Here is a 23,076-nt window from a genome sequence, read left to right on the forward strand (position 1 = left end):
AGTCATGCAATTCGAAAAGACCAAAGACGGCTTCACGCTTGCGATTGGCAGCCACACCATTCTTTCTCATTCGCCTGAGAACCCGGCTTTCTTCGCCGGTTTGGGCAAGGAGCGGATGGATATGTATCGCGGCAATTTCGATATCGAGGACTATGTCATCGAACGAACTGCGCTGCGCCACGCCGAAGTCAGTGGCGACAGCGTTACGCTGTCTTCCGCACCCGGGCAGGCCGCACGCCTTCATCTGGCGCTGGATGGAAATGCCATCAGGGTCACGGCGCTGGATGAAACCATCAATCGGCTGTGGCTGCGGATCATCGCAGATGAAGACGAACATGTCTGGGGCGGTGGCGAACAGATGTCCTATTTCGACATGCGCGGCCGCCGCTTTCCGCTCTGGACCTCCGAACCCGGTGTCGGCCGCGACAAGACCGCTGAAATCACCTTCAAGGCTGACGTCAGCGGCAAGGCGGGTGGCGATTATTACAACACCAATTACCCGCAGCCGACCTATCTGTCGTCGCGCAAATATGCGCTGCATGTGGAAACCAGCGCCTATTCGGTCTTCGATTTCCGCGACGAAGATTTCCACGAAGTCGAGATATGGGCGATCCCCGAGAGGATCGAGTTTTTCACCGGCGATCGTTTCACCGATATCGTTTCCGCCCTCTCGCTGCGGTTCGGACGCCAGCCGGAACTGCCGGAGTGGGTCTATGGCGGCGCGATCATCGGGTTAAAGGATGGCGGCAACTCCTTCGCCCGGCTGGAAAAAATCCGCGCTGCCGGAACCAAGGTCTCCGGCCTGTGGTGCGAGGACTGGGTGGGGCTTCGCCAGACATCCTTCGGCGCCCGGCTCTTCTGGGACTGGCAGGCCAATGAGGCGCGTTATCCGCATTTGCGTCAGAAGATCGCCGAGCTTGCCGATCAGGGCATTCGTTTTCTGGGATACGTGAACCCCTATCTCTGCGTCGACGGCCCGCTTTTTCCGGAGGCGTTGGCGGCCGGTTATTTCGCCACCGGCGCGGACGGCAAGACGGCGCTCGTGGATTTCGGCGAGTTCGATTGTGGCGTGGTCGATTTCACCAATCCGGCCGCAGCCGAGTGGTTTTCCGAAGAGATCATCGGCAAGAACATGCTTGATTTCGGCCTTTCCGGCTGGATGGCCGATTTCGGCGAATATCTGCCGATCGACATCACGCTATCGAACGGCATCGACGCCAAGCTGATGCACAATGCCTGGCCGACGCTCTGGGCAGAGGTCAACGCCAAGGCCGTTGAAAGCCGCGGCAAAACCGGCGAAGCGCTGTTCTTCATGCGGGCGGGCTTTACCGGTGTGCAAGCCCACTGCCCGCTGCTGTGGGGCGGCGACCAGTCTGTCGATTTCTCCCGCCATGACGGTCTCGTCACCGTCATATGCGGTGCGCTGTCCTCCGGTCTTCTCGGCAATGCCTATCACCATTCCGATATTGGCGGTTATACCAGCCTGTTCGGCAATGTCAGAACCCCGGAACTCATCATGCGCTGGACGGAGATGGCAGCCTTTACTCCTGTCATGCGCACCCATGAGGGCAATCGCCCGCGCGACAATCTCCAGATCGATCAGGACGAGACGGTTCTTGGCCATTTTGCCCGCATGACGGCGATCTATGTCGCACTCGCCCCCTATCTGAAATCGCTTTCCACTGAAGCGGCCAAAACCGGCCTGCCGGTACAGCGCCCGCTTTTCCTGCATCACGAGAACGACCGGCAGACCTATGCCATTCAGGACAGCTATCTCTATGGGGCCGACATGCTGGTCGCACCAGTTTGGAAGGCGGGGGAGACGCAGCGCACGCTTTACCTTCCGGGCGATGGGGAATGGATGCATCTTTGGAGTGGCGCGCGGTATTTTGGCGGGCACGAGATCACCGTGGAGGCTCCGATAGGCCAGCCGGCTGTGTTCTACCGCGCTGAAACGCCCTTTACTGCGTTATTTGAACAGCTTCGCAATATCGCTTGAAGCATCACCTTCCGGCCATTTCCAAAAAACGCCGCAAATATTGCGGCGTTCAACCGATGCTCTAACAGGCCTCGCTAAACGGCCATCAGCCCGTCAGGCGTGGTGATGTAATGGCTTTCTTGAACAGTACCGTCATCGCGTCGCTGATGCCCTGGGACGGGCTGACTTCGAAGTACAGACCCGGGGAAGCGCAGCTCTGCATGCGTGAGCCGATTTCCGCCTGAAAGGGCTTGATCCAGCTATTATACCAGTCATTCGTCGGCAGCGGCAGATAGGTGGTATAAAGCACCGCGATACGAAAACCCTTTTCCTTCAGTTTCGTACAGTCTTTGATGTCGATCGGCTCCTGACAGCGGCCTCCTGTCAGTTTTTTCGTACAGGAGGACGGCTTGTAACTGTCGCCCACCCCGTCTGAAACAAAGAAAATAACCTTATCCGGATTTGCCGAGCTTGCGCCCGTGCCCGAACTGCCGACCTTATCTCCAATCTGGATCAGTGCCCGGTCGAAATCTGTTTGCTGGTCGTTGTTGTATCCCTGATAGGGGATTGACATCAGGTTGATTTCACCAGCTTTTTTCTTTGCTGCGTCGAGATCCGAGGTTAGCGAAACGACCTCAAGCAGCTTGGTATCTTCCGCCCGTTCCCCAAAGGTATAGACGGCCATGCGATATTGATTGCTGCTTTTGCGCGTGGACTTTGCCGTGTCCATCAGGCTGGCGGTTGCCTTGGCAACCACGTCGATACGCGTTGTAACCCCGAGTTTCTTGGCCTTGAAGTAATAGCTGTTCGGGTCTGCCACGCCGTCCTTCACGATGTGACAGGCAAAAGCGCATTTATCGCCAGTGTTCGCAACCAGGGTGGCAACATCCGTGGGTGTCGCGCCCACTCCCATGGAGGGCGTATTATCAAGCAGAAGATAGAAATCGCTGAAGGTTTCCGTTTCGTATTTGGCCGTGGCCGTGCCGCCAACCGAAACGAAATCCTTCCCCAGAAGCCCTGAGAGGGTCGTGCTGACCGACGCCTTGAAGCTGACGGACGACTCGACCACATTGCCGTGCTTGATCACCGAAACATCGACAGAGGTAATGGTGTAGTCCGCGTCGCCGCGCTGATTGCCATCGAAGAATGCCCGGGCTTCTTCATTGCCGACGGGAATGACACCGTCCCCCGACATCTTCTTTGCCGCCTGAACACTTGCGGACATATCGGCGACTGCCGCCAGAGCCGCGGAATCCGCCGCCTGCTGCAGATCGGCTTTGACCGACATGCCGCGCGTAATATCGAGCGCCACACCGGCAGCCCCGCACAGAGGCACCATGAGCAGCGCGGTCAGAATGCCAAAATTTCCAGATTTCTCTCGCCAGAAGTTTTTCAAGTTCGCCCCCAACCAATCTGGGAGCTGAAGCTAATACAGCGGAATTGAAAAGCGGTTTCAATAAATAACTAATTTTTGATAAACTTAATATAATCAACAACTAATATGTTCGCGGCAAATGCGCCAATATTCTCGTTAACTTTCAACGTTGACATTACTTCAAAACCCTCCTAGCAAAACAGTCTCTTCCGAGGGGAGCACCAGACGGTGCTGAGATGGCGATGAGCCGGACCCTTGAACCTGATCCGGGTCATGCCGGCGTAGGAACGGAAACTGTAGCGCGTTTGCGGTACTGCCCTTTCTCTTCTCCGCTTTGCCCGGATCTCCGTGATCGCCACAGCTGGAGACCGAACGATGATGATGAAACATCCTTCCCTTCGTATACGGTACGGCTGCGTCTGAGCCCCGGCCGATGCGTGCCTCCCATGCGCTGAAGGGCGTCGTCCTTATTCTGATTGTCTGGCAGCTGGGCATCTGGCTGTTTGCACCGCCCCGCTACATCCTGCCCTCGCCCGCCGATGTTGCCGCAGCACTCCTGCGCCAGCCAGCCTTCCTGTTCGGACAGGCCATGGTGACATCAGGTGAAATGGCTGTCGGGCTTGCGGCTGGCATTGCCGCCGGCATTCTCGTTGCCTTTACGATTGCCGCCGTCCCGCGTTTTGGCCGCCTCGTCTGGCCCATGGTTCTCGTGTTGCAGGCATTTCCGGTCTTCGTGCTGGCCCCCATTCTCGTACTCTGGTTCGGTTTCGGCATGGCCTCGAAAGTTGTCATGACGGCGATCATCATCTTTTTCCCCGTCGCTTCAGCCTTCACCGACGGCCTCAATCGCACGGATCGGACAATCCTCGATGCCGCCTCGCTGACGGAGGCGAGCCACTGGCAAATCCTCACCCGGCTGCGTGTGCCGCTGGCGCTTCCCTCACTCATTTCCGGGCTGAGGGTCGCAGCTCCGCTCGCCCCGCTCGGCGCGGTCATTGGCGAATGGGTGGGCGCCTCCGCCGGGCTCGGTTTTGTCATGATCCAGTCCAATGCCCGCATGCAGACCGACACAATGTTCGCCGCCATGACCATTCTCGCCGTCATGGCGGTGCTGCTGCGGCTTGTCGTCGACCGGGCAACGGCCAACCTCGCCCCCTGGGCCAAAGAAACAGACCATCTCATTCCTTTCAAACATTTGCGGAGACTTTCGGCACCATGAAACGAACTCTTCTTTCCCTCGTCGTCGCGGCAGCAAGCGTGCTTTCGCCTGTGCAATCGCAGGCGGCCGACAAGCTTACCGTGTTGCTGGAATGGTTCGTGAACCCGGACCATGCACCGATGGTGATTGCCAAGGAACGCGGCCTGTTCGCAGATGCCGGGCTGGACGTTGAGCTGGTTCCGCCTGCGGACCCATCCGCCGTGCCGCGTCTTGTCTCGGCAAAACAGGCCGATATCGGTGTACACTACCAGCCGAACCTCTATCTCGACCACGATGCAGGGCTGCCGCTCGTCCGTTTCGGCACGCTGGTCGAAACCCCGCTGAACACCGTCACCGTTCTGGCCGACGGGCCGATCAAGAGCCTGAAGGACCTGAAAGGCAAGAAGGTCGGCTTCTCGGTTTCCGGTTTCGAGGATGCGATGCTGAAGCGCATGCTGGAGAAGGAGGGACTGACAAAGGACGATGTTGAACTGGTCAACGTCAATTTCTCACTCTCGCCATCCCTGATCGCCGGCAAGGTCGATGCCACGCTTGGCGGTTTCCGTAATTTCGAACTGACGCAGATGAAGCTTGAAGGCCACGAAGGCCGCTCGTTCTTCCCCGAGGAACATGGCGTGCCCGCCTATGACGAGCTCATCTTCGTCACCCATCGTGATCTCGTGAAAGACAGCCGCCTGCCGCGTTTTCTCTCGGCCGTTGAGCAGGCCGCGATTTTCATCACCAACCACCCGCAAGAATCCTGGCAGCTTTTCATCAAGGCCTATCCGAACCTTGACGACGCGCTGAACAAACAGGCGTTTTTCGATACGCTGCCGCGTTTCGCCAAACGTCCAGCCGCACTCGATCGCGCCCGCTACACACGCTTCGGCACCTTCATGCAAGACATGCAACTGATCAAGCAGGCGCCGGCGGTGGAAGACATTGCCGTGGAGTTGCAATGACCATGGCAAACAGTTTTCCGACTGCGGCGAAGGCCGCAGAGATCCTCGAAAGGGTAAGGCAGACGCGCCCGCGCGTGCATTGCCTGATGAACACCGTGGTACAGAAATTCACCGCGGACGGCATTACCGTTGTCGGCGGCATACCCTCGATGACAACCTCACTCGAAGAAATCGGTGCTTTCGTCACGAAAGCCGATGCGGTGACGATCAATCTCGGCACGCTCGACGCCGACCGGCGAAAAGTCATTCGATTTGCCGTCGAGATCGCCCGCGCGGCTGGCAAGCCGTGGATTCTGGACCCCGTGCATTGCGACTATTCGCCATCGCGACTGGCGTTCGCGCGTGACCTGATCTCGCTTGGACCCACCATCGTGCGCGGCAACAGCGCTGAGATGAGCCTGATCGGTGCTGTTCCGAACGCCATCAGGATAGAGACCGGACCTGTCGATAACCTGCGCGACGCCACAAGGAGCGTCAGAATCGTCAACGGTCACCCGTGGATGGCGAAGGTGACAGGCACGGGTTGCCTATCGGGTGGCGTCATCGCCGCCTTCATGGCGGTGGAAAAAGACGCACTGACGGCCGCCGCCGCCGCCCTCGCCATCACGGGTGTCGCAGCCGAACTGGCAGCGAAAAACGCCAAAGGCCCCGGCACATTCGAGCCGGCATTTCTGGATGTGCTTTCAGAAATTTCCGGCGAAGACATAATAAACCATGCGAGGATTGAGCATGAACAAGGTTGATTACCGTCTCAACGCTTTGGTCGATGCGAGCCTCGGCGATGTTGCGCCCTTGGGCGAGCTTGCTCTGGCGGCCGCACTCAACGGCGCGACCATTCTGCAATATCGCGACAAACACGCCTCCACGCGGGAGATGATCGAAAACGCCCTCGCTATTCGCGAAGCCATTGCCGGCACGGGCGTGCCGCTGGTCATCAACGACCGGGTGGATGTGGCGCTCGCCTCTGGCGCGGACGGGGTGCATCTCGGCGCCGATGATATGGATGCCAAAACCGCCAGACGCATCCTTGGAGATAAGGCGATCATCGGCCTTACCGTCAAGAACCGCGCCGATGCCGAGCGGGCGGCCTCCATGCCCGCCGATTACGCCTGCATTGGTGGCGTGTTCGAAACCGTTTCCAAGGTCAATCCAGACAAGCCTGTCGGCCTTGACGGCTTTACGACGCTCCGCACTCTGCTCCGCGAATTGCGGCCGGGCATGCCGGTGGGCGCCATCGCCGGTATCGATCTTGCCCGGGTGCCGAACGTCATCGCCGCCGGTGCGGATGGTGTCGCCGTCATTTCTGCAATCTTCCGCGCAAACGATATTGCCAGCACAACCAGGGACTTCCGCGCGGCAGTCGATGCAGCGCTGAAAGCGAGACATTCATGACAGCAATCGCATTGACCATCGCCGGCTCAGACAGCGGCGGCGGCGCGGGCATTCAGGCCGACATCAAGACTTTCTCGGCACTCGGCGCCTATGCCGCCAGCGTCATCACCGCCATCACCGCGCAGAACACCAAAGGTGTGACGGCAGTGGAGGATATTTCCGTCGCCACCATCGTCGCGCAGATGGATGCGGTTTTTTCCGATCTTGCCGTCAATGCGGTGAAGATCGGCATGGTATCGCGGATCGAAACCATCGCGGCCATAGCTGCAAGGCTTCGGCAGCAGCCCCAGCCGGTGGTGCTCGACCCCGTGATGGTTGCGACCTCCGGCGACCGTCTGTTGCATGCGGATGCGATCGAGACATTGCGGCGCGACCTGCTGCCGTTCGCCACCATCGTCACGCCGAACCTGCCTGAAGCAGCGCTTCTCACCGGGTTGCCGATTGCAGACACCGAGGCGGAGATCACCCGTCAGGCCGAGATGATCCTGAAGGTGGGCGCGAAAGCCGTGCTCATCAAGGGCGGCCATGGCGACGGGCCACAGAGTACGGATTATCTGTTTGCAGACGGCACCGTGCAGGCGCTTTCCGCTATGCGAGTGGACACGAAAAACGACCATGGGACAGGATGCACGCTGGCGGCAGCGATTACGGCTCATTTGGCCAAGAGTTGTGAATTGCGTGAGGCGGTTGGTCTTGCGAAGGACTATCTGAATGGGGCGCTTGACGCTGGTCGGGGGCTTGCCGTCGGGGACGGTCGGGGACCGGTGCATCATTTTTATCGGTGGTGGGGGTGACATCGACATGCAGAGTGAGGGGCTTACCCCCCTCTGTCCTACCGGACAGAGGGGCAACCGCATATTCCGCTGCGTAATTGTCTTCTCGAAAAAACTACTCACCGCGCCTTCGGCGTCGCCAGCACATTCCTGATCGCAAAACTCGAATGAATCCGCGAAACACCCGGCAGCTTCGACAGAATCTCCTTATGGATGCGCTCGAAATCGCCCGCACTTTCCGCCTCACATCGCAGGAAATAATCCGACCCGCCCGTCATCAGGTAACATTCGCGAATTTCTGGATAACGCCGCACCGCGTTCTCAAACCTGTTGAGAAAATCCTCCGTCTGGCGGTCGAGCGTGATCTGCACGATGACCGAGATCACCTCGCCGCCGGCAAGGCCGCTGGTCAGCGCCGTATAGCCCCGGATGATACCCTCCCGTTCCAGAATATCGACCCGGCGAAGGCAGGCAGAGGCCGAAAGGCCGACTTCCGCAGCAAGTTTCGCATTGCTGATGCGGGCATTGAGCCGGAGCAGGCGGATGATGTGGCGGTCGGTCGCGTCGAGTGACGACATAGAAAATTCCAATATGACAATGAAAGTTGCGTAGTTTGCATTTTTATCGCATCTTATTCGAACAATAGCCAAGAAATTCGACAATCGTTGCAATACTCTCATATGATAAAAATGAGGGTGAACGACCATGGACATGCAGATCAGCCGCCAGCATGCAGCGGGTGGTGCAAGCGGCCATCTGACCATCGATCTTGGCGCATTGCGCGATAATTATCTCGCGCTTGCGGCAATGGCACCCACATCGCAGACGGCAGCGGTCGTCAAGGCTGACGCATACGGCCTCGGCGCGGATATCGTCTCGCAGGGGCTGTTTGACGCGGGCTGCCGGAATTTCTTCGTCGCCCATATCGATGAAGCGCTGGCGCTCCGGCTGCGTCTTTCAGCGGAAGCGCGGATTTTCGTCCTCAACGGGCTTCAGCCCGGTAACGAAACCTCCTGCGCAGCCATGGCCGTCACACCGGTTCTGAATTCGCTCGAGCAGATCGCCCAATGGGCGGCCCACGCCAAAAATCTTGGCAAGACATTACCCGCCGCAGTGCAGATCGACACCGGCATGTGCCGTCTCGGCCTCTCTCCCGAGGAGCTTGAAGTCCTCGCCTCCCGGCCGCAACTGCTTGATGGTATCGACATCGCCTTCGTGATGAGCCACCTCGCCTGCGCCGACGAGCCGGATCACCTCTCCAATGCCGCCCAACTCTCTGTGATGCGAAAAGCCGCTGTCGCTTTTCCTGATGTATCCGTCTGTTTTTCCAATTCCGGCGGCATCTTTCTGGGCAACGACTATCACAACTCCCTGCTACGCCCCGGCATCGCGCTTTATGGCGGCGCGCCCTCCGTTACCCGTCCCAACCCGATGAAACCGGTTGTCCGGCTTGATGTCGCCGTTATTCAGACCCGCGACGTTCCCGCCGGATCGCTGGTCGGTTATGGCGGCTCATTCGAAGCGGCCAGGCCGACGCGGCTTGCGACGATCGCTGCTGGTTATGCCGATGGCCTGCCGCGATCGCTCAGCAATCGCGGTGCGGCATGGTACAATGGCGTTCGCCTGCCCATTGCTGGTCGCGTTTCAATGGACAGCATCATTCTCGACATATCCGCCCTGCCCTTGGGAACATTGACGCAAGGCAGCTTCGTGCAGATGATCGGGCCTGACCAGACGCTGGAAGACATTGCCGAGGACGCGGGCACGATCGCCTATGAAATCCTGACCGGCCTCGGACGCCGTTACCGCCGCAATTATATTCAGCCGGGCGAAACCCCGGCCGTCGCTTCAACATCTGTGAGCCATAAGTGAGACGATCATGAACGTCACTATCCTCGGAGCCGGCGTCGTCGGCGTGACCTCCGCCTGGTATCTGGCCAAAGCCGGACACAAGGTGACGGTGATCGACCGCCAGCCGGCCGCAGCACTTGAAACCAGCTTTGCCAATGCCGGCGAGGTTTCCCCCGGCTATTCCTCGCCATGGGCCGCGCCCGGCATTCCGATGAAGGCCATGAAATGGCTGTTCATGAAACATGCCCCGCTCATCATCCGCCCGACCGCCGATCCGGCGGCGTGGCGCTGGATGAGCCAGATGCTGCGCAATTGCACATCGGCGCGTTATGCCATCAACAAGAGCCGCATGGTGCGCATTGCCGAATATAGCCGCGATTGCCTGATGGCGCTGCGCGACGAAACCGGGATAGAATACGACCAGCGCATGCAGGGCACTCTGGAGGTTTTCCGCACCCAGAAGCAGTTCGATGCCATCGGCAAGGATGTGGACGTGCTGACGGCAGGTGGCGTGCCTTTCGAAATTCTCGACCGCGAAGGCTGCGCCGCCATCGAGCCTGGCCTTTCTCCTTCCAGGGAAAAGATCGTCGGCGGCCTGCGCCTGCCCGGTGATGAAACCGGCGACTGCTTCATGTTCACCACCGAACTTGCGCGCATGGCTGAAGAGGCGGGTGTCACCTTCATCTACGATACCGGCATCATGCGCCCCATCGTCGAGGCAGGCCGTATCAAGGCCGTGGAGACCACCAAGGGGCTGGTGGAAGCCGATATTTTCGTCGCCGCGCTGGGCAGCTATTCCCCGCAATTCGTCCGCCAGCTCGGCCTTACCCTGCCGGTTTACCCGGTCAAGGGCTACTCCATCACGGTTCCGATCGTGAAGGAGGAACGCGCGCCCGTTTCGACCGTGATGGACGAAACGTTCAAGGTGGCGATCACCCGGCTCGGCTCGCGGATCCGCGCCGGTGGCATGGCGGAAATCGCCGGTTTCAGCAAGGATCTGCCCGCAGCAAGACAGGAAACTCTGGCCCATTCGGTGGAAGACCTGTTCGGCGGCGCAGGTGACCAGAGCAAGGCGAAATTCTGGTGCGGCCTGCGCCCGATGACGCCGGATGGTACGCCTGTCATCGGCGCCACCCGCTACAGCAATCTTTATCTCAACACCGGCCACGGTACGCTTGGCTGGACCATGTCCTGCGGCTCGGCCCGTGTGCTTGCCGATCTCATCAGCGGGAACAAGCCCGAGATAGACACGCACGATCTGGCACTCAGCCGTTACGCAGCCTGAAGTGCGACATGGCGCTTATCCCCGTCTTAAGGGCGGGGATGGTGGCCGCTCAAAGTGCCAGTGCATCCTTCAGCGCCAATCCTTCCTTCATGCGAAGGTCGAGATCGGCCTCGATGTGATCGAGGTGCTGCAGCATCAAGGCACGGGCCTTTGCCGCATCCTTCGCCTCCAGTGCATCGAGCAGGTCGGCATGATCGTTGTGGCCGCAGCTTGAAACGCCCGAGCGCCCGTAGAGCGCGATAACCAGCGACGAGCGGGCGACCAGTTCGTCCATGAATTTTTCGAGGATGGCATTGCCGGCAAGCGAGGCCAGCATCAGGTGGAAATCGCCTGATGCCTTGATTTCCGCGCGCCTGGCGTGCGGGCCGCGCTCATGCTGGTGGCGGCTTTCCTGAACCAGATGCTCTCTCAGCTGCTTCACCGCCGCAGGCGTGATCTTTTCGATTGCGGCGTCCAGAACGCCGGGCTCGATCAGCCGGCGCGACGCAAAGACCTGCCGCGCTTCGTCCGGTGTGGGATTGGAGACAAAAGCGCCGCGGTTGCGCTCGGCCTTGACCAGTCCTTCATAAGCCAGCATCTGAAGAGCCGCCCGCACCACCGTGCGGCTGACATCGAACAGCGTTCCCACTTCCGATTCCGACAGCTTCGTTCCCGGGGCAAGCCGTCGGTCGACAATGGCGTCGCGCAGCGTATCTCGAATAGCCTGGGCACGGTCTTCGTGGGATGAATCGGAATTGACGGTTATATGGGCAAGGCTCATGGAATTGTCCTGTTTGAACTTGAGTTCTAGCGCGAAGCGCGGCTTGCGCAAACAGGAATCGCGAGCTGTCGCCAGCCGCCACAATTCATTCAGCGCCCGTTCAGCAGGCGCGCTATATTTCTTTAACCATCGAATTTGCAACTGGCAGCGCCCTGCCATCCGGATGGAAGAAGATCATGTCGTCCTTTGCAGCTAAAACCGTTCTGGCTATCGCCGCCGCCGCCGCCACCATCGTGCCCTTCAACAGCGCATCCGCCGATGACTGGGGCCGCCGCGACCGTCGCGATGCCGCTATTCTGGGTGGCGTGCTTGGCCTTGCCGCCGGTGTCGCCGTTGGCTCAGCCCTTTCCCGCCCGGCACCGGTAGACGACGAGCGCGTCTATATCGACCCGCCGCGTCGCTATGAACCGAGCTATGTGTACGAAGAGCCGGACTACCGCTATTATCAGCCACAGCCGCAGCCCGTTTATCGACCCGCTCCGGTCTATCGTCCGGCACCGGTTTACCGTGCCCAACCGGTCTATGACAATAATTCCGGCTACTACCAGCAACGCCGTACCTACCGCACCATCGAGCCGTGGACGAACGCCTGGTACGATTATTGCTCGCAGCGTTATCGCAGCTTCAACGGCCGCTCCGGCACTTATGTCGGCAATGACGGCCAGCGTCATTTCTGCGTAGCGGGTTGATCTGGGACAACGTCTGCGCAGTTATCGCTGTTAATAATCAGGCCGCGGACGGAAACGTCCGCGGCTTTTCATTAAGTGTCGCCCCAGATCCTGCGGCACCTCAAGCAGCGCCGCTTTTCACATAATCCGCCCGGTTGATGCCGTGACGTTGCAGCTTGTCGTAAAAGGTCTTGCGGGCAATGCCGAGTGTCGCAATGGTTTCGGCCACGTCGCCATTAGATTGCACAAGCGTTTCGCGAATGATCTGCGCTTCTATTTCATCCATTCGCTCCGGCAGGGTGCCGGAAGCCGGAATGCTCGATTGCGAAACAGTCGTGGTGGCCGCATCCATCTCCAGCCCCAATACTACCCTTTCAGCGAAATGCCCGAGTTCGCGCACATTGCCCGGCCAGTCGTAGTCGTTAAGGCGGCGGGAAACGCCGGCGCTGATCTGCGGCACCGGCATGTTGAATCGGTTGGCGGCCTTGGTGACGAAGTGCGAAAACAGCAGCGGAATATCCGCCTTGCGTTCGCGCAGCGGCGGTATCGACAGCGTCACCACATTCAGCCGGTAATATAGGTCCTCGCGAAACGTGCCACGCTCGGCCGGGTCGCCGAGATCCACCTTCGCCGCCGCCACCACGCGAATATCGACCGGTCGCTCCTCATTTGAACCGAGTGGCGAGACCTCGCGCATTTCCAGAACGCGCAACATCTTCACCTGTACGGCAAGCGGCATGCTTTCGATCTCGTCGAGAAACAGCGTGCCGCCGCTTGAATGTTCGATGCGACCAACGCGTTTTTTCTGCGCACCGGTGAAAGCACCCGGCTCATGGCCGAAAAGCTCGCTTTCGATCACCGTTTCCGGCAGCGCACCACAATTCAGCGCCACAAAATTGCCCCTGGATCGCTTCTTGCTCCAGCGATGCAGCGCCGTTGCCACCACTTCCTTGCCGCTGCCCGTCTCACCTGCCACCAGCACGTCTACATCCGTATCAGCAATGTGCCGGAGCGTGGTGCGCAGGCGTTCCATGGCGGGCGTCTGGCCAATCAGCGGCAAATCGTCCTCGGCTTGAGCACTCGCCCGGCGAAGCGCGCGGTTTTCCAGCACGAGGCGGCGCTTTTCCAGCGCGCGGCGGGCGCTTTCAACCATGCGTTCGGCGGGGAATGGTTTGGCGATGAAATCATAGGCGCCGTTGTGAAGGGCATCGACCGCCATCGGCACATCACCGTGGCCAGTGATGAGGATAACCGGCAGATCGGCATCAATCCTGCGGACATGGTCGAAGAACTCAAGCCCGGTCATGCCGGGCATGCGAACATCGGTGATGACGACGCCGTCGAAATCCTCGTTGAGCGCTGCAAGTGCCTGTTCGGCGCGGGAAAAGGAGGTGACGGGCAATCCGTCGAGTTCCAACGTCTGCACCATCGCCTTGCGCAGCTGGGAGTCGTCATCCACCAGAAATATGGTTCCACCTGCCATCATGTCATGCTCGCTTCAGATATACGGAAAAAGACGTGCCTGCCTCGCTGCTCGTTACCTCAATCCGCCCGCCATAGTCGGAGGCGATATCGTTGGAGATGACGAGACCAAGGCCTAGGCCGCTTTCCTTGGATGTATTAAAGGGCGAAAAAAGTTGGGCGCGGATCGCTTCGGGAATGCCGGTCCCATTGTCGCTGACCGAAAGCAAGACCATGTCCCCTTCCTCGCGCACCCGCACCTCGACACGCGCCGCATCAATCGCTTCAGTGGCTTCCAGTGCGTTTTGCAGAAGGTTGATGAGAATTTGCTCGAGCCGGATGCGGCTGCCAAGCACCTTCAGGTCCTGATCCGGCAACACGATATCAAGTGCATCCATCTGTCCGGAAAAACGACTGCGCAACAGCATCACCGCGCCTTCGATGACCAGTTTGAGACTGACCGGTTCGGCAGCGGTGCGGCCCTTGCGCGCCAATATCTTCAGGTCGCCGGTAATCGTGCCGATGCGATCGGTCAATGCCGCGATGTTTTCGAGATTTTCGTTGGCCTCCGCCATGCGGTCGCGTTTCAGCAGGGTGCGGGCATTGTCGGCAAAGGCGCGAATCGTCGCTACCGGCTGGTTGATTTCGTGGGCAACGCCCGCCGCCACCTGCCCTAGAATGGAGAGACGGTTGGCCTGCACCAGCTCGTGCTGCACGTTGCGCAATTCACCTGTCGTCTTTTCGTGCAGGGCAATTTCCGCCTGAAGATGGTCGCGGGTCCTCGTCAGGTCACGGGTGCGCTCCTGCACCTTCATTTCCAGCTCGGTGCGGGCGCGCTGCTCCTCTTCCTTTTCCCTCAGCGCCTTGTGCCTGCGCCACAGCCACAGAGCCGAAAGCGCCATAAGCGGCATCAGCGTTGCCAGCGCCACCACCCTGCCCTCGCGAATGGCGGCGTTCAGCGCCGGTGCCACCGGCTGCAGATAATGCAGTGTCCATGAGGTCGTCGGCACCGGCGTTTCCAACCGCAGATAATCGCCGCGCTCACTTGCCGGGTCATCGACACGGACGAGCGGAACGCCGTCGCTCGAGAGTCGCGCCATCCGGAACGGCAGCGTCGTAAGCGCCTCGTTACCGAATTGCAGGCTTTCGGAAATGGCTTTGCGTCGCGCCTCGTCAATCGGCGCTACGGTCTTGAAGCGCCAATCCGGCACGCTCGTCATCAGCACGACGCCGTTCCTGTCAACCACATAGACCGGTTTGCCGCCGATGTTCCAATCCGCCTCCAGACGGTTGAACTCCACCTTGGCGATGACGACGCCGAGCGGCCGACCGTCTGCGGCATCGATGCGGCGCGAGATATAAAGGCCCGGCCGGCGGCTGACATTGCCAAGCGCATAATGTTCGGACATGCCGGTATTCATCGCCGCCTGAAAATACTCGCGGAAGGCATAATTGGAGCCGACGAAGCTGTCGGCCTGTCGCCAGTTACTCGAGGCAATTGTCAAGCCGGTCGGTCCGGTCACGTAGATGACAGAGGACTGCGTACCTTCGATCAGCCCCTCCAGCTTGCGGTTCAGCCGGTCAATGGCAGGCGCGCCACCGCCATCCAGCGCAATCGCAAGGTCGGGATCGCCGGACAGAACCAGCGGAATGGCGCGCGGCCGCTCCAGCGCAACATTCAGAAGCGCGATCTTGAGTTCGGCATCGGTGGAGGCCTCGGACGCGGCGGTGCGTATTGCCTGGTTTCGCGCAAAGTCATCGGCAACCAACAGAACTCCCAGGCTGACGAGCAGCCACAAGCCCGCCAACGCCAGCCATTGAGCGCGCCGTCGTGCCTGGGAATAAGAGGCCTGATCTTCTTGGGTCATGCGGCAATTGTGCGGATTTACACACAGACCGCAAGAGGTTTTGTCCGGATATCCGCACATACACCGGCGAGCTGATACGGCGTCAATAAAAAGTACTTTGTAAATCAGCCAGTTACACCAAATAAGCAAGTCTGGCATGCGTATTGCACATGACTCCTCAATCGGCGCGAAGCCGTCAACGACACGGCGATCCCGGGAGGCCAATTAAGGCAGGGTGAGGCCGAGGAGGAAAAAACATGATCGATACAACAACCGTGGCGGCAGGCCACGCCAAGCAGCCATTCTACAAGCACCTGTATTTCCAGGTTCTGGTCGCCATTATCGCCGGTATCGCACTTGGCCATTTCTATCCGGCCTTTGGCGAACAGCTGAAGCCGCTCGGCGACGGCTTTATCCGTCTCGTCAAGATGATCATCGCTCCCGTCATCTTCCTCACTGTCGCAACCGGCATCGCCGGCATGAACGATATGAAGAAGGTTGGACGCGTGGCCGGCAAGGCCATGATCTACTTCCTCGTGTTCTCCACCCTCGCGCTCATTGTCGGCCTCATCGTCGCCAACACTGTGCAGCCGGGCGCCGGCATGAACATCGATCCGGCCACGCTGGATGCCAAGGCCGTCGCGACCTACGCCGACAAGGCCCATGAGCAGACCATCACCGGCTTCCTGATGAACATCATCCCGACCACCATCGTCGGCGCATTTGCCAGCGGTGATATCCTGCAGGTGCTGTTCTTCTCCGTGCTGTTCGGCATCGCGCTCGGTATCGTCGGCGAAAAGGGCAAGCCCGTCACCGATTTCATGCATGCCATGATGTATCCGATCTTCAAGCTGGTCGCGATACTGATGAAGGCCGCCCCCATCGGTGCCTTCGGCGCCATGGCATTCACCATCGGCAAATACGGCATCTCGTCCGTCACCAACCTCGCGATGCTGATCGGCACCTTCTACGTCACATCAGCACTGTTCGTGTTCGTGGTCCTCGGCGCTGTCTGCCGCTATAACGGCTTCTCGATCGTCGCGCTTATCCGCTACATCAAGGAAGAACTGCTGCTGGTTCTCGGCACCTCGTCTTCGGAAGCCGCCCTGCCGGGCCTGATGAGCAAGATGGAAAAGGCGGGCTGCAAGCGCTCCGTCGTCGGTCTCGTCATCCCCACCGGTTATTCCTTCAACCTCGACGGCACAAACATCTACATGACGCTGGCTGCCCTCTTCATCGCACAGGCGACCGGCATCCACCTCTCCTTCGGCGAACAGATCCTTCTGCTGCTCGTGGCCATGCTCTCCTCCAAGGGTGCTGCTGGCATCACAGGCGCTGGCTTCATCACGTTGGCCGCAACGCTCTCCGTCGTGCCGTCGGTTCCGGTTGCCGGCATGGCGCTCATCCTCGGCATCGACCGCTTCATGTCGGAATGCCGCGCACTCACCAACTTCGTCGGCAATGCGGTCGCCACCATCGTTGTTGCCCGCTGGGAAGGTGAACTGGATCAGGAACAGCTCGCCCGCGTTCTCAGCGGCAAGGAAGAATTCACCGGCATCGCCGATGTGGATTCGCTTCCGGGTGCGGTTCAGCCCGCCGAATAACACGACCTCCCAAGGTCCAGCCTGTCCCGGTTCGTCCGGGCAGGCTCTCGAATGAAGGCCGGCGCATCAGATCGATGCTCCGGCCTTTCATCGTTTGAAGCCCTTCCAACCGTCGAAAACGGTTTTTATCGCCGTGCGGATGTTATAGGCCAGATCGAGCGAGAACGAATGCGAAAAACGGAGTAGGCCCTTATGAAGAACCTGTTTCTGGCCTGGCAATTCTGGGCGCTGCTATCGGCGGCCTTTGCGGCATTGACTGCGATTTTTGCGAAAATCGGCATCGAAAACGTCAATTCCGATTTCGCCACCTTCATACGCACCATCGTCATTCTCGCTGCCGCTGGCCTGATGGTTTATGTTACCGGCAACTGGCAGCAGCCCTCCACCATTTCGGCGCGTACCTGGACCTTTCTCGTGCTTTCGGGGCTGGCGACCGGCGCATCTTGGATATGTTACTTCCGGGCGCTGAAAATCGGCGATGCCGCCCGCGTCGCCCCCATCGACAAGCTCAGTGTCGTGTTCGTCGCCGTCTTCGCGGTTCTGTTTCTGGGGGAACGGCTGTCGCTGCCCAACTGGCTGGGTGTGGTGCTAATCGCCTGCGGCGCGGTGCTTGTGGCATACCGGGGATAAGGCAAGCCCACAGCGGTGCCCGGCCGGACGAACCGGCCGGGACATTCGCAAAGTCATCAGGCACGTGCGGCCGCAACCTTGTCCAGTCCCCGCTTAACGCCAGCGAACAGCTCATCAAGCTGCTCGGCCGTGATGATTAGCGGTGGGCAGAAGCAGATCGATTCGCCGATCGGACGAGTAATCACGCCCTCATCCTCAATGCCGGCGGCAATGGCGAGCGTCGCATCGCCCGGCTTCGTACCTTCCCACGGCTTTATCTCCAGCGCGCCAAGAAGACCGACGCCGCGCGAGGAATGTACCAGCGGATGGTCGGAAAGCGCTTTCAGATGATCGAGGAACTTGCCTTCCAGCCTCGCGACATTACCGACCAGATCGCGCTCCTGAATGATCTTCAGGTTTTCGAGACCGACGGCCGTCGCGACCGGGTGGCCGGAGGCGGTATAACCATGACCGAAGGAGCCGATCCGGTCGGATTCGTCTGCGATCGGCTGGTAGAAACCGTCATTCATGATGATCGCCGACAGCGGCATGTAGGATGAGGATATCTGCTTGGAAACAACAAGCACATCCGGCTTGATGCCGTAGGTCTCGCAGGCGAACATCTTGCCGGTGCGGCCGAACCCGCAGATGACCTCGTCCACGACAAGCAGAATGTCGTATTTCTTCAGGATCGCCTGCACACCTTCCCAATAACCTTCAGGCGGCAGAAGAACCCCGCCGGCACCCATCACCGGCTCGCCCCAGAAGGCGGCAACGGTTTCCGGGCCTTCGCTGAGGATCAGATCTTCGAGTTCCTTCAGAATACGCGCGGTAAAATCCGCCTCGCTTTCACCTTGCTTGCCGAAGTGCACATAGGAGGGGCAGGCCGTATGCAGCATGCGGTCCAGCGGCAGGTCGAAGCTTTCATGGTTGCGCGGCAGGCCGGTGATCGAGGCCGAGGCAATCGTCACGCCATGATAACCCTTGATGCGGCCAATGATCTTCTTCTTGTCCTTTTTGCCCAGCGCATTGGAGCGATACCACACCATCTTGGCAACGAGATCGTTCGCCTCCGATCCCGAAGACGTGAAATGGACCTTCGACATCGGCACTGGTGCAAGCTCGATCAGCAACTCGGCAAGATCGACCGACGGGCCGTGCGTCTTGTAGGAAAAGGTGTGGTAATAGGGCAGCTTCTGCATCTGCTTCGTCGCAGCGTCCACCAGTCGCTGTTCACCGAAGCCAAGCGCCACAGACCAAAGCCCTGCCATCGCCTCGATATAACGCTTGCCGCTGCTGTCGGTCACATAGATGCCTTCACCACTTTCGATGACCAGACCACCGGTCTTTTCGAATTTACGCAGATTGACGTTTGGATGCATCTGGTAGGCGATATCGCGTGCCTCGACGGAATTCGGCAGAATGGTCATGGGATAAAGGCTCCGTTTCGGTTGGATGGGCTGAAGCGTCAGACGTGCTGGCCGCCATTGATGAGAATTTCTGCGCCGTTGATGTAGCTCGACTGCTCCGAGCAGAGGAAGTAGATGGTCTGCGCCACCTCCGCCGTGGTGCCTAGCCGCCCGAGCGGGACCTGCGCTTCCACGAGTTCAGCGGTTCCGGGTGAAAGTATGGCGGTGTTGATTTCGCCGGGCGCTATGGCATTGGCGCGCACGCCGCGCGGGCCGAATTCATGCGCCAGCTCCCGTGTCAGAGCTGCAAGTCCCGCCTTCGATGCGGCATAGGCGACGCCCGCGAAAGGGTGCACCCGCGAGCCGACAATGGAGGTAACGTTGACGATGCAGCCTTTTGCCGCCTCCAGTTCCGGCAGAAGCGCACGGGCAAGAAGCGCCGTCGAGACGAGATTGACGTTGAGCACCCGCGTCCAGATCTCCGCCGTTGTGTCGGCAACGCCAAGGCGGCTACCGCCTTCGCCCTTCGGCGAGATTCCGGCATTGTTGACGAGTGCGGCCAGCTTTCCTTCCGGCAGGCGCGAGCGCACCTCGTCGGCCAGATCGTCGATGCGGGACAGGTCCTCCAGATCGGCCTGGATATGGCTTTCGCGCGCAGATGGCCAGCGGCATTCCTCCGAAAAGGGTTGTCGCGATACGGTCAGGATTCTCCAGCCTTTTTCCTGAAACAGCTTGACGGTGGCATGCCCTATTCCGCGGCTCGCACCAGTCAAAAGCATAAAAGGAACAGCCATGAAAGAACTCCTTTGCCATGCGAACCGTTGAGCCGGTCGCGCATTCAGCCCGCATGTTAGAGTGCTGCGACCCGCTGACAAGGGCTATTTTGTCGCGGTGCACGAATGGTTGCCGCGTCACGGGCTAATCCCATTTGATATAGGCCTTTCACCCGAAGGGAATATTTGAAGCCGGCCATTTGCTCATAAAATGCAATCTCCCGAATCTGTGATCCGTATTGGGAGAGGGACGAATGCGTATCGACATCATCGACACCGACGCCGGCTTCGAGGCGATCCGGCAAAACTGGGAAACGGTGTTCATGGCCGATCCCCATTCCCGACACTTCCTGTCCTGGGGCTGGCTGCGGGATTATATGCCGCGCCGCAAGCGCTGGTTCATCCTGGCGCTCAGGGAACGTCCCGAAGGCTCGCCCTATGTGGCATTTTTTCCGCTACGCATCGTCACCGAACCGGACAAGAAAACCGGCCGCTTCCACGACAGCATCGTCATGGCTGGCAATGCCGCGGCGGATTACACCGGCTTCATTACCCTGCCGGAATATGAAAATAACGCGGTTGCCGGTTTCTGTTCCTATATTCGGCAGCAGAACTGGACCGAACTCAAGCTCGACTATCTTTCCGGCCCACCGGAGCGGCGCGACGCGATGATCCGCGCGCTTCAGGGACCGCTCGTCATGTTCCGCGACAACATGCCGACCAACCCCTATAACATCAACAATTGCATCTGCCCGGTCGTGGCCCTGCCGGACACGTTCGACTCCTATCTCGATAGCCATATGAGCAGCCAGTCCCGGCAAAAGCTCCGCCGCTTCATGAGGAAGGTGGAAGGCGGTGACGAATACCGCATCACCTTCGCAACGAGAGAAACAATCAAGCGGGACATGGGCATCCTGTTCGATTTCTGGCGCATCCGCTGGGCGCCCCACAAGGGCAAGGAGCGCACCGAACTGTTGATCGGCGCAACACGGCAAATGCTGATGGATGTCTATATACGCGGCGATCTGGAAGTGCCGGTCCTGTGGTTCGGCGACCAGCCGCTCGGCGCGCTTGCCAACATCATCGACCGGCAGAAAAAGTCGGTATTGTTCTACATTACCGGTCGTGACGAGAACTGGAAGACCCCCTCACCCGGCCTCGTGCTGCACGGACACTGCATCCGCAGGGCGATCGAACAGGGTTTCAAGACTTATGATTTCCTGCGAGGCAACGAGCCGTACAAATATTTCTTCGGCCCGGAGGAGCACAAGCTCAGCTGCACGCTGTTCCGCACCCGCTCGGGCGACAATCTCGGTGGCAAGCTCCACCCGCGCAGCATACGCTTCGTCTACGAAGAGGGTCTCAAACTTTACAAGACGGGCAAGAAGGCGGCCGCCAACATCGCCTTTTCCCAGGTGCTGGCAGCCGCGCCCGATCACCTTGGCGCACAATTCGGGCTGGCCAATCTGACCTTCGACCGCGGTGAATTCCGCGAAGCGGAAATCGCTTTCCTCGGTCTCCTCGGCAGCGGTCAGGACCCGGTTCTGCTGTGGATGCGCATAGGCGAAGCGCGGTTGGCGCAACGGCAATATCACGAGGCGTCCGAAGCATTCCGTCAGGTGACCAATCGCGCCCCCTTCCACCGCGAGGCGCTCTACAAGTGCGCCGTGGCGCTGATTGCGGCCGAAAGAACGATGGAAGGCGCCGAAATCCTCGACAGATTGCAGCATTACCATTCTGACGACGCTACGCATCTGGAATATGCCGAAAAGGCGCGCGCAGCCCTTGCCCGGCTGGAACTGGGAAAGGCCAGGATTCCGCTGCCTGCCGATGTCATCACGCTGAGCGCCAGGCCAAAATCGACGGGCAAGCGCTGGCGTCCGCCAAAGGTTTTGCATTGAACGTAATGACCTGTAAGTTGCGGCAGAAAAAATCGGCCGGACGACTTGCAAGGGTTTTTTATGTTTCTGACCAACAAGGATACGCTTGACCTCATCGAGCTGCGCCATGAGCTGCACCGCCATCCGGAAATTTCCGGCGAGGAGAAGGAAACAGCGCGGCGTATTCGCGATTTCCTCGAGCAGGCAAAACCGGATCGGATGTTCACCGATCTGGGTGTTCATGGCGTGGCAGCGGTCTATGACAGCGGCAAAAGCGGTCCGGTAGTCCTCATCCGCTCGGAACTCGACGCTCTGCCCATTCAGGAAAAAACCGACGCCGAATACCGCTCCGGCACCGATGGTAAGGGCCATCTTTGCGGCCATGACGGTCATTCCACCATTCTAACGGCGCTTGCACTCGGACTTTCCAGAAAGCGCCCGGAAACCGGCAGCGTCGTACTGCTCTACCAACCGGCAGAAGAGACAGGTGCGGGCGCGGCCGCCGTCATCGCCGATCCGCGCTTTGGCGAGATGAAGCCGGATTATTCCTTTTCTCTTCACAATCTTCCAGGCCTGCCATTCGGCCATGTCAGCGTGGTGGAAGGGCCGGTCAACTGCGCATCACGCGGCATCAAAATCCGCTTCTCCGGCAAGACCGCGCACGCCTCCTCACCGGAGCATGGCGTCTCGCCGATGCGGGCGATATCTGAGTTGATGCCGGCTTTGACCGATCTCGGTTCCGGCTTTCCACCGCAACCCGATTTTTCGATGGTGACAATCACCCATGCCGTGATGGGTGAAGCGGCCTTCGGCATCTCTCCGGCAGATGCGGAAATCTGGGCGACGCTCCGGACGCTGACAGACGACCGAATGGAAAAACTCTGCGCGGATGCGGAAGCGCTGGCAAAAAAGGTGGCCGAAGAACAGAAACTGACACTCGATATCGCCTATGATGATATTTTCCTGCATTGCGAAAATGCGCCGGAAGCCGTCGACCATATCCTGCGGGCGCTAACTGCGGAGAAAATTTCCCACGGGTCGGAAGGTTTGCCGATGCGGGCCTCCGAGGATTTCGGAAGGTTCCGCGCCGTCTCGTCATCGGCCATGTTCTTTTTGGGCGCAGGCAAGGACTATCCCAACCTGCACAATCCCGACTACGACTTTCCGGATGGGCTGATCGATATCGGCGCACGCATCTTCATGCGCATCATCCGCAACCTCACCGACGCGGGGTAAGCAACGGCAGCCCAT

20 protein-coding genes and 1 riboswitch are annotated in these 23,076 nt (G+C 59.5%); of the genes, 13 read left to right on the forward strand and 7 right to left on the reverse strand.

The annotated features are described in order from the left end of the window. Positions 1 to 4: 4 nt before the first annotated feature. Entirely contained in the window at positions 5 to 1,999 is a 1,995-nt protein-coding gene (locus tag AC1DCP_RS09980; protein WP_476774249.1) for an alpha-glucosidase, read from the forward strand. 85 nt (positions 2,000 to 2,084) lie between these two features. Here AC1DCP_RS09980 and AC1DCP_RS09985 read toward each other — a convergent pair whose 3' ends face one another. Beyond that, the gene (locus AC1DCP_RS09985; protein WP_174027165.1) at positions 2,085 to 3,374 is read right to left on the reverse strand and encodes a TadE/TadG family type IV pilus assembly protein; all 1,290 of its coding nucleotides are present in this window, start codon (positions 3,372 to 3,374) and stop codon (positions 2,085 to 2,087) included. 181 nt (positions 3,375 to 3,555) lie between these two features. Beyond that, positions 3,556 to 3,658, forward strand: a riboswitch (TPP riboswitch). Positions 3,659 to 3,786: 128 nt separating this feature from the next. On the opposite strand from AC1DCP_RS09985, the gene AC1DCP_RS09990 reads away from it, so the two are divergent. Genes AC1DCP_RS09990 through thiD form a run of 5 tightly spaced genes read left to right on the forward strand, consistent with a single transcriptional unit; the run spans position 3,787 to position 7,699 of the window. Then, complete coding sequence (locus tag AC1DCP_RS09990) at positions 3,787 to 4,572, forward strand: ABC transporter permease (protein WP_112152950.1); 786 nt, start codon at positions 3,787 to 3,789, stop codon at positions 4,570 to 4,572. Next, complete coding sequence (locus AC1DCP_RS09995) at positions 4,569 to 5,513, forward strand: ABC transporter substrate-binding protein (protein WP_162696085.1); 945 nt, start codon at positions 4,569 to 4,571, stop codon at positions 5,511 to 5,513. The genes AC1DCP_RS09990 and AC1DCP_RS09995 overlap by 4 nt, the downstream gene beginning before the upstream one ends. 2 nt (positions 5,514 to 5,515) lie before the next feature. Then, entirely contained in the window at positions 5,516 to 6,256 is a 741-nt protein-coding gene (locus AC1DCP_RS10000; protein ID WP_019564651.1) for a hydroxyethylthiazole kinase, read from the forward strand. Next, positions 6,243 to 6,905, forward strand: coding sequence for a thiamine phosphate synthase (gene thiE / locus AC1DCP_RS10005; protein ID WP_113291559.1), 663 nt, complete (start codon positions 6,243 to 6,245; stop codon positions 6,903 to 6,905). The genes AC1DCP_RS10000 and thiE overlap by 14 nt, the downstream gene beginning before the upstream one ends. Next, positions 6,902 to 7,699: a bifunctional hydroxymethylpyrimidine kinase/phosphomethylpyrimidine kinase gene (thiD, locus tag AC1DCP_RS10010; protein ID WP_113291560.1), complete on the forward strand. Its 798-nt coding sequence runs from the start codon at positions 6,902 to 6,904 to the stop codon at positions 7,697 to 7,699. The genes thiE and thiD overlap by 4 nt, the downstream gene beginning before the upstream one ends. 98 nt (positions 7,700 to 7,797) lie before the next feature. Here thiD and AC1DCP_RS10015 read toward each other — a convergent pair whose 3' ends face one another. Further along, positions 7,798 to 8,256 carry an Lrp/AsnC family transcriptional regulator gene (locus AC1DCP_RS10015; protein WP_003500727.1) on the reverse strand — a complete coding sequence of 153 codons (459 nt, stop codon included), beginning with the start codon at positions 8,254 to 8,256 and terminating at the stop codon, positions 7,798 to 7,800. A gap of 127 nt (positions 8,257 to 8,383) precedes the next feature. Here AC1DCP_RS10015 and alr point away from each other — a divergent pair, with 127 nt between their 5' ends. Then, the gene (gene alr, locus AC1DCP_RS10020) at positions 8,384 to 9,550 is read left to right on the forward strand and encodes an alanine racemase (protein WP_065687749.1); all 1,167 of its coding nucleotides are present in this window, start codon (positions 8,384 to 8,386) and stop codon (positions 9,548 to 9,550) included. 7 nt (positions 9,551 to 9,557) lie between these two features. Beyond that, positions 9,558 to 10,814 (forward strand): D-amino acid dehydrogenase, encoded by a 1,257-nt coding sequence (locus tag AC1DCP_RS10025; protein WP_065687750.1) that lies wholly within the window; start codon positions 9,558 to 9,560, stop codon positions 10,812 to 10,814. Positions 10,815 to 10,863: 49 nt separating this feature from the next. Here AC1DCP_RS10025 and AC1DCP_RS10030 read toward each other — a convergent pair whose 3' ends face one another. Continuing rightward, the gene (locus tag AC1DCP_RS10030; protein WP_025595694.1) at positions 10,864 to 11,574 is read right to left on the reverse strand and encodes a GntR family transcriptional regulator; all 711 of its coding nucleotides are present in this window, start codon (positions 11,572 to 11,574) and stop codon (positions 10,864 to 10,866) included. A gap of 176 nt (positions 11,575 to 11,750) precedes the next feature. On the opposite strand from AC1DCP_RS10030, the gene AC1DCP_RS10035 reads away from it, so the two are divergent. Beyond that, the gene (locus AC1DCP_RS10035; RefSeq protein WP_065687751.1) at positions 11,751 to 12,263 is read left to right on the forward strand and encodes a BA14K family protein; all 513 of its coding nucleotides are present in this window, start codon (positions 11,751 to 11,753) and stop codon (positions 12,261 to 12,263) included. A 100-nt stretch (positions 12,264 to 12,363) separates the two neighbouring features. Here AC1DCP_RS10035 and AC1DCP_RS10040 read toward each other — a convergent pair whose 3' ends face one another. Together AC1DCP_RS10040 and AC1DCP_RS10045 are read right to left on the reverse strand one after the other, a co-directional pair. After that, positions 12,364 to 13,728 (reverse strand): sigma-54-dependent transcriptional regulator, encoded by a 1,365-nt coding sequence (locus AC1DCP_RS10040; RefSeq protein WP_065687752.1) that lies wholly within the window; start codon positions 13,726 to 13,728, stop codon positions 12,364 to 12,366. Position 13,729: 1 nt separating this feature from the next. Continuing rightward, positions 13,730 to 15,571: a sensor histidine kinase gene (locus AC1DCP_RS10045; protein WP_035199441.1), complete on the reverse strand. Its 1,842-nt coding sequence runs from the start codon at positions 15,569 to 15,571 to the stop codon at positions 13,730 to 13,732. 236 nt (positions 15,572 to 15,807) lie between these two features. Here AC1DCP_RS10045 and AC1DCP_RS10050 point away from each other — a divergent pair, with 236 nt between their 5' ends. Together AC1DCP_RS10050 and AC1DCP_RS10055 are read left to right on the forward strand one after the other, a co-directional pair. Then, complete coding sequence (locus AC1DCP_RS10050) at positions 15,808 to 17,154, forward strand: dicarboxylate/amino acid:cation symporter (RefSeq protein WP_013761559.1); 1,347 nt, start codon at positions 15,808 to 15,810, stop codon at positions 17,152 to 17,154. A 192-nt stretch (positions 17,155 to 17,346) separates the two neighbouring features. Further along, on the forward strand, positions 17,347 to 17,784 hold the full coding sequence (locus AC1DCP_RS10055) for an EamA family transporter (RefSeq protein WP_019564660.1): 438 nt from the start codon (positions 17,347 to 17,349) through the stop codon (positions 17,782 to 17,784). Positions 17,785 to 17,840: 56 nt separating this feature from the next. On the opposite strand, the gene AC1DCP_RS10060 is transcribed toward AC1DCP_RS10055, so the two are convergent. Both AC1DCP_RS10060 and AC1DCP_RS10065 read right to left on the reverse strand, forming a co-directional pair. Continuing rightward, the gene (locus tag AC1DCP_RS10060; RefSeq protein ID WP_003510848.1) at positions 17,841 to 19,193 is read right to left on the reverse strand and encodes an aspartate aminotransferase family protein; all 1,353 of its coding nucleotides are present in this window, start codon (positions 19,191 to 19,193) and stop codon (positions 17,841 to 17,843) included. Positions 19,194 to 19,231: 38 nt separating this feature from the next. Continuing rightward, the gene (locus AC1DCP_RS10065; protein ID WP_003510849.1) at positions 19,232 to 19,966 is read right to left on the reverse strand and encodes an SDR family NAD(P)-dependent oxidoreductase; all 735 of its coding nucleotides are present in this window, start codon (positions 19,964 to 19,966) and stop codon (positions 19,232 to 19,234) included. Between the two features lie 233 nt (positions 19,967 to 20,199). On the opposite strand from AC1DCP_RS10065, the gene AC1DCP_RS10070 reads away from it, so the two are divergent. Together AC1DCP_RS10070 and AC1DCP_RS10075 are read left to right on the forward strand one after the other, a co-directional pair. Continuing rightward, a complete protein-coding gene (locus AC1DCP_RS10070) occupies positions 20,200 to 21,846 on the forward strand; it encodes a GNAT family N-acetyltransferase (RefSeq protein WP_111801492.1) in 1,647 nt (548 codons plus the stop codon). A 60-nt stretch (positions 21,847 to 21,906) separates the two neighbouring features. Then, entirely contained in the window at positions 21,907 to 23,061 is a 1,155-nt protein-coding gene (locus AC1DCP_RS10075; protein WP_173997482.1) for an amidohydrolase, read from the forward strand. The last annotated feature ends 15 nt before the right edge of the window (positions 23,062 to 23,076 follow it).

This window comes from Agrobacterium sp. 10T429 (assembly GCF_056393925.1).

Bases quoted from the DNA above. Each gene is read 5' to 3' on its own strand.
- AC1DCP_RS10055 (WP_019564660.1), top strand. From the start codon at position 17,347: ATGAAGAACCTGTTTCTGGCCTGGCAATTCTGGGCGCTGCTATCGGCG.
- thiD (WP_113291560.1), top strand. From the start codon at position 6,902: ATGACAGCAATCGCATTGACCATCGCCGGCTCAGACAGCGGCGGCGGC.
- AC1DCP_RS10025 (WP_065687750.1), top strand. From the start codon at position 9,558: ATGAACGTCACTATCCTCGGAGCCGGCGTCGTCGGCGTGACCTCCGCC.
- thiE (WP_113291559.1), top strand. From the start codon at position 6,243: ATGAACAAGGTTGATTACCGTCTCAACGCTTTGGTCGATGCGAGCCTC.
- AC1DCP_RS10000 (WP_019564651.1), top strand. From the start codon at position 5,516: ATGGCAAACAGTTTTCCGACTGCGGCGAAGGCCGCAGAGATCCTCGAA.
- AC1DCP_RS09995 (WP_162696085.1), top strand. From the start codon at position 4,569: ATGAAACGAACTCTTCTTTCCCTCGTCGTCGCGGCAGCAAGCGTGCTT.
- AC1DCP_RS10065 (WP_003510849.1), bottom strand. From the start codon at position 19,966: ATGGCTGTTCCTTTTATGCTTTTGACTGGTGCGAGCCGCGGAATAGGG.
- AC1DCP_RS09980 (WP_476774249.1), top strand. From the start codon at position 5: ATGCAATTCGAAAAGACCAAAGACGGCTTCACGCTTGCGATTGGCAGC.
- AC1DCP_RS10045 (WP_035199441.1), bottom strand. From the start codon at position 15,571: ATGACCCAAGAAGATCAGGCCTCTTATTCCCAGGCACGACGGCGCGCT.
- AC1DCP_RS10050 (WP_013761559.1), top strand. From the start codon at position 15,808: ATGATCGATACAACAACCGTGGCGGCAGGCCACGCCAAGCAGCCATTC.
- AC1DCP_RS10015 (WP_003500727.1), bottom strand. From the start codon at position 8,256: ATGTCGTCACTCGACGCGACCGACCGCCACATCATCCGCCTGCTCCGG.
- alr (WP_065687749.1), top strand. From the start codon at position 8,384: ATGGACATGCAGATCAGCCGCCAGCATGCAGCGGGTGGTGCAAGCGGC.
- AC1DCP_RS10060 (WP_003510848.1), bottom strand. From the start codon at position 19,193: ATGACCATTCTGCCGAATTCCGTCGAGGCACGCGATATCGCCTACCAG.
- AC1DCP_RS10040 (WP_065687752.1), bottom strand. From the start codon at position 13,728: ATGATGGCAGGTGGAACCATATTTCTGGTGGATGACGACTCCCAGCTG.
- AC1DCP_RS10030 (WP_025595694.1), bottom strand. From the start codon at position 11,574: ATGAGCCTTGCCCATATAACCGTCAATTCCGATTCATCCCACGAAGAC.
- AC1DCP_RS10070 (WP_111801492.1), top strand. From the start codon at position 20,200: ATGCGTATCGACATCATCGACACCGACGCCGGCTTCGAGGCGATCCGG.
- AC1DCP_RS09990 (WP_112152950.1), top strand. From the start codon at position 3,787: ATGCGTGCCTCCCATGCGCTGAAGGGCGTCGTCCTTATTCTGATTGTC.
- AC1DCP_RS10035 (WP_065687751.1), top strand. From the start codon at position 11,751: ATGTCGTCCTTTGCAGCTAAAACCGTTCTGGCTATCGCCGCCGCCGCC.
- AC1DCP_RS10075 (WP_173997482.1), top strand. From the start codon at position 21,907: ATGTTTCTGACCAACAAGGATACGCTTGACCTCATCGAGCTGCGCCAT.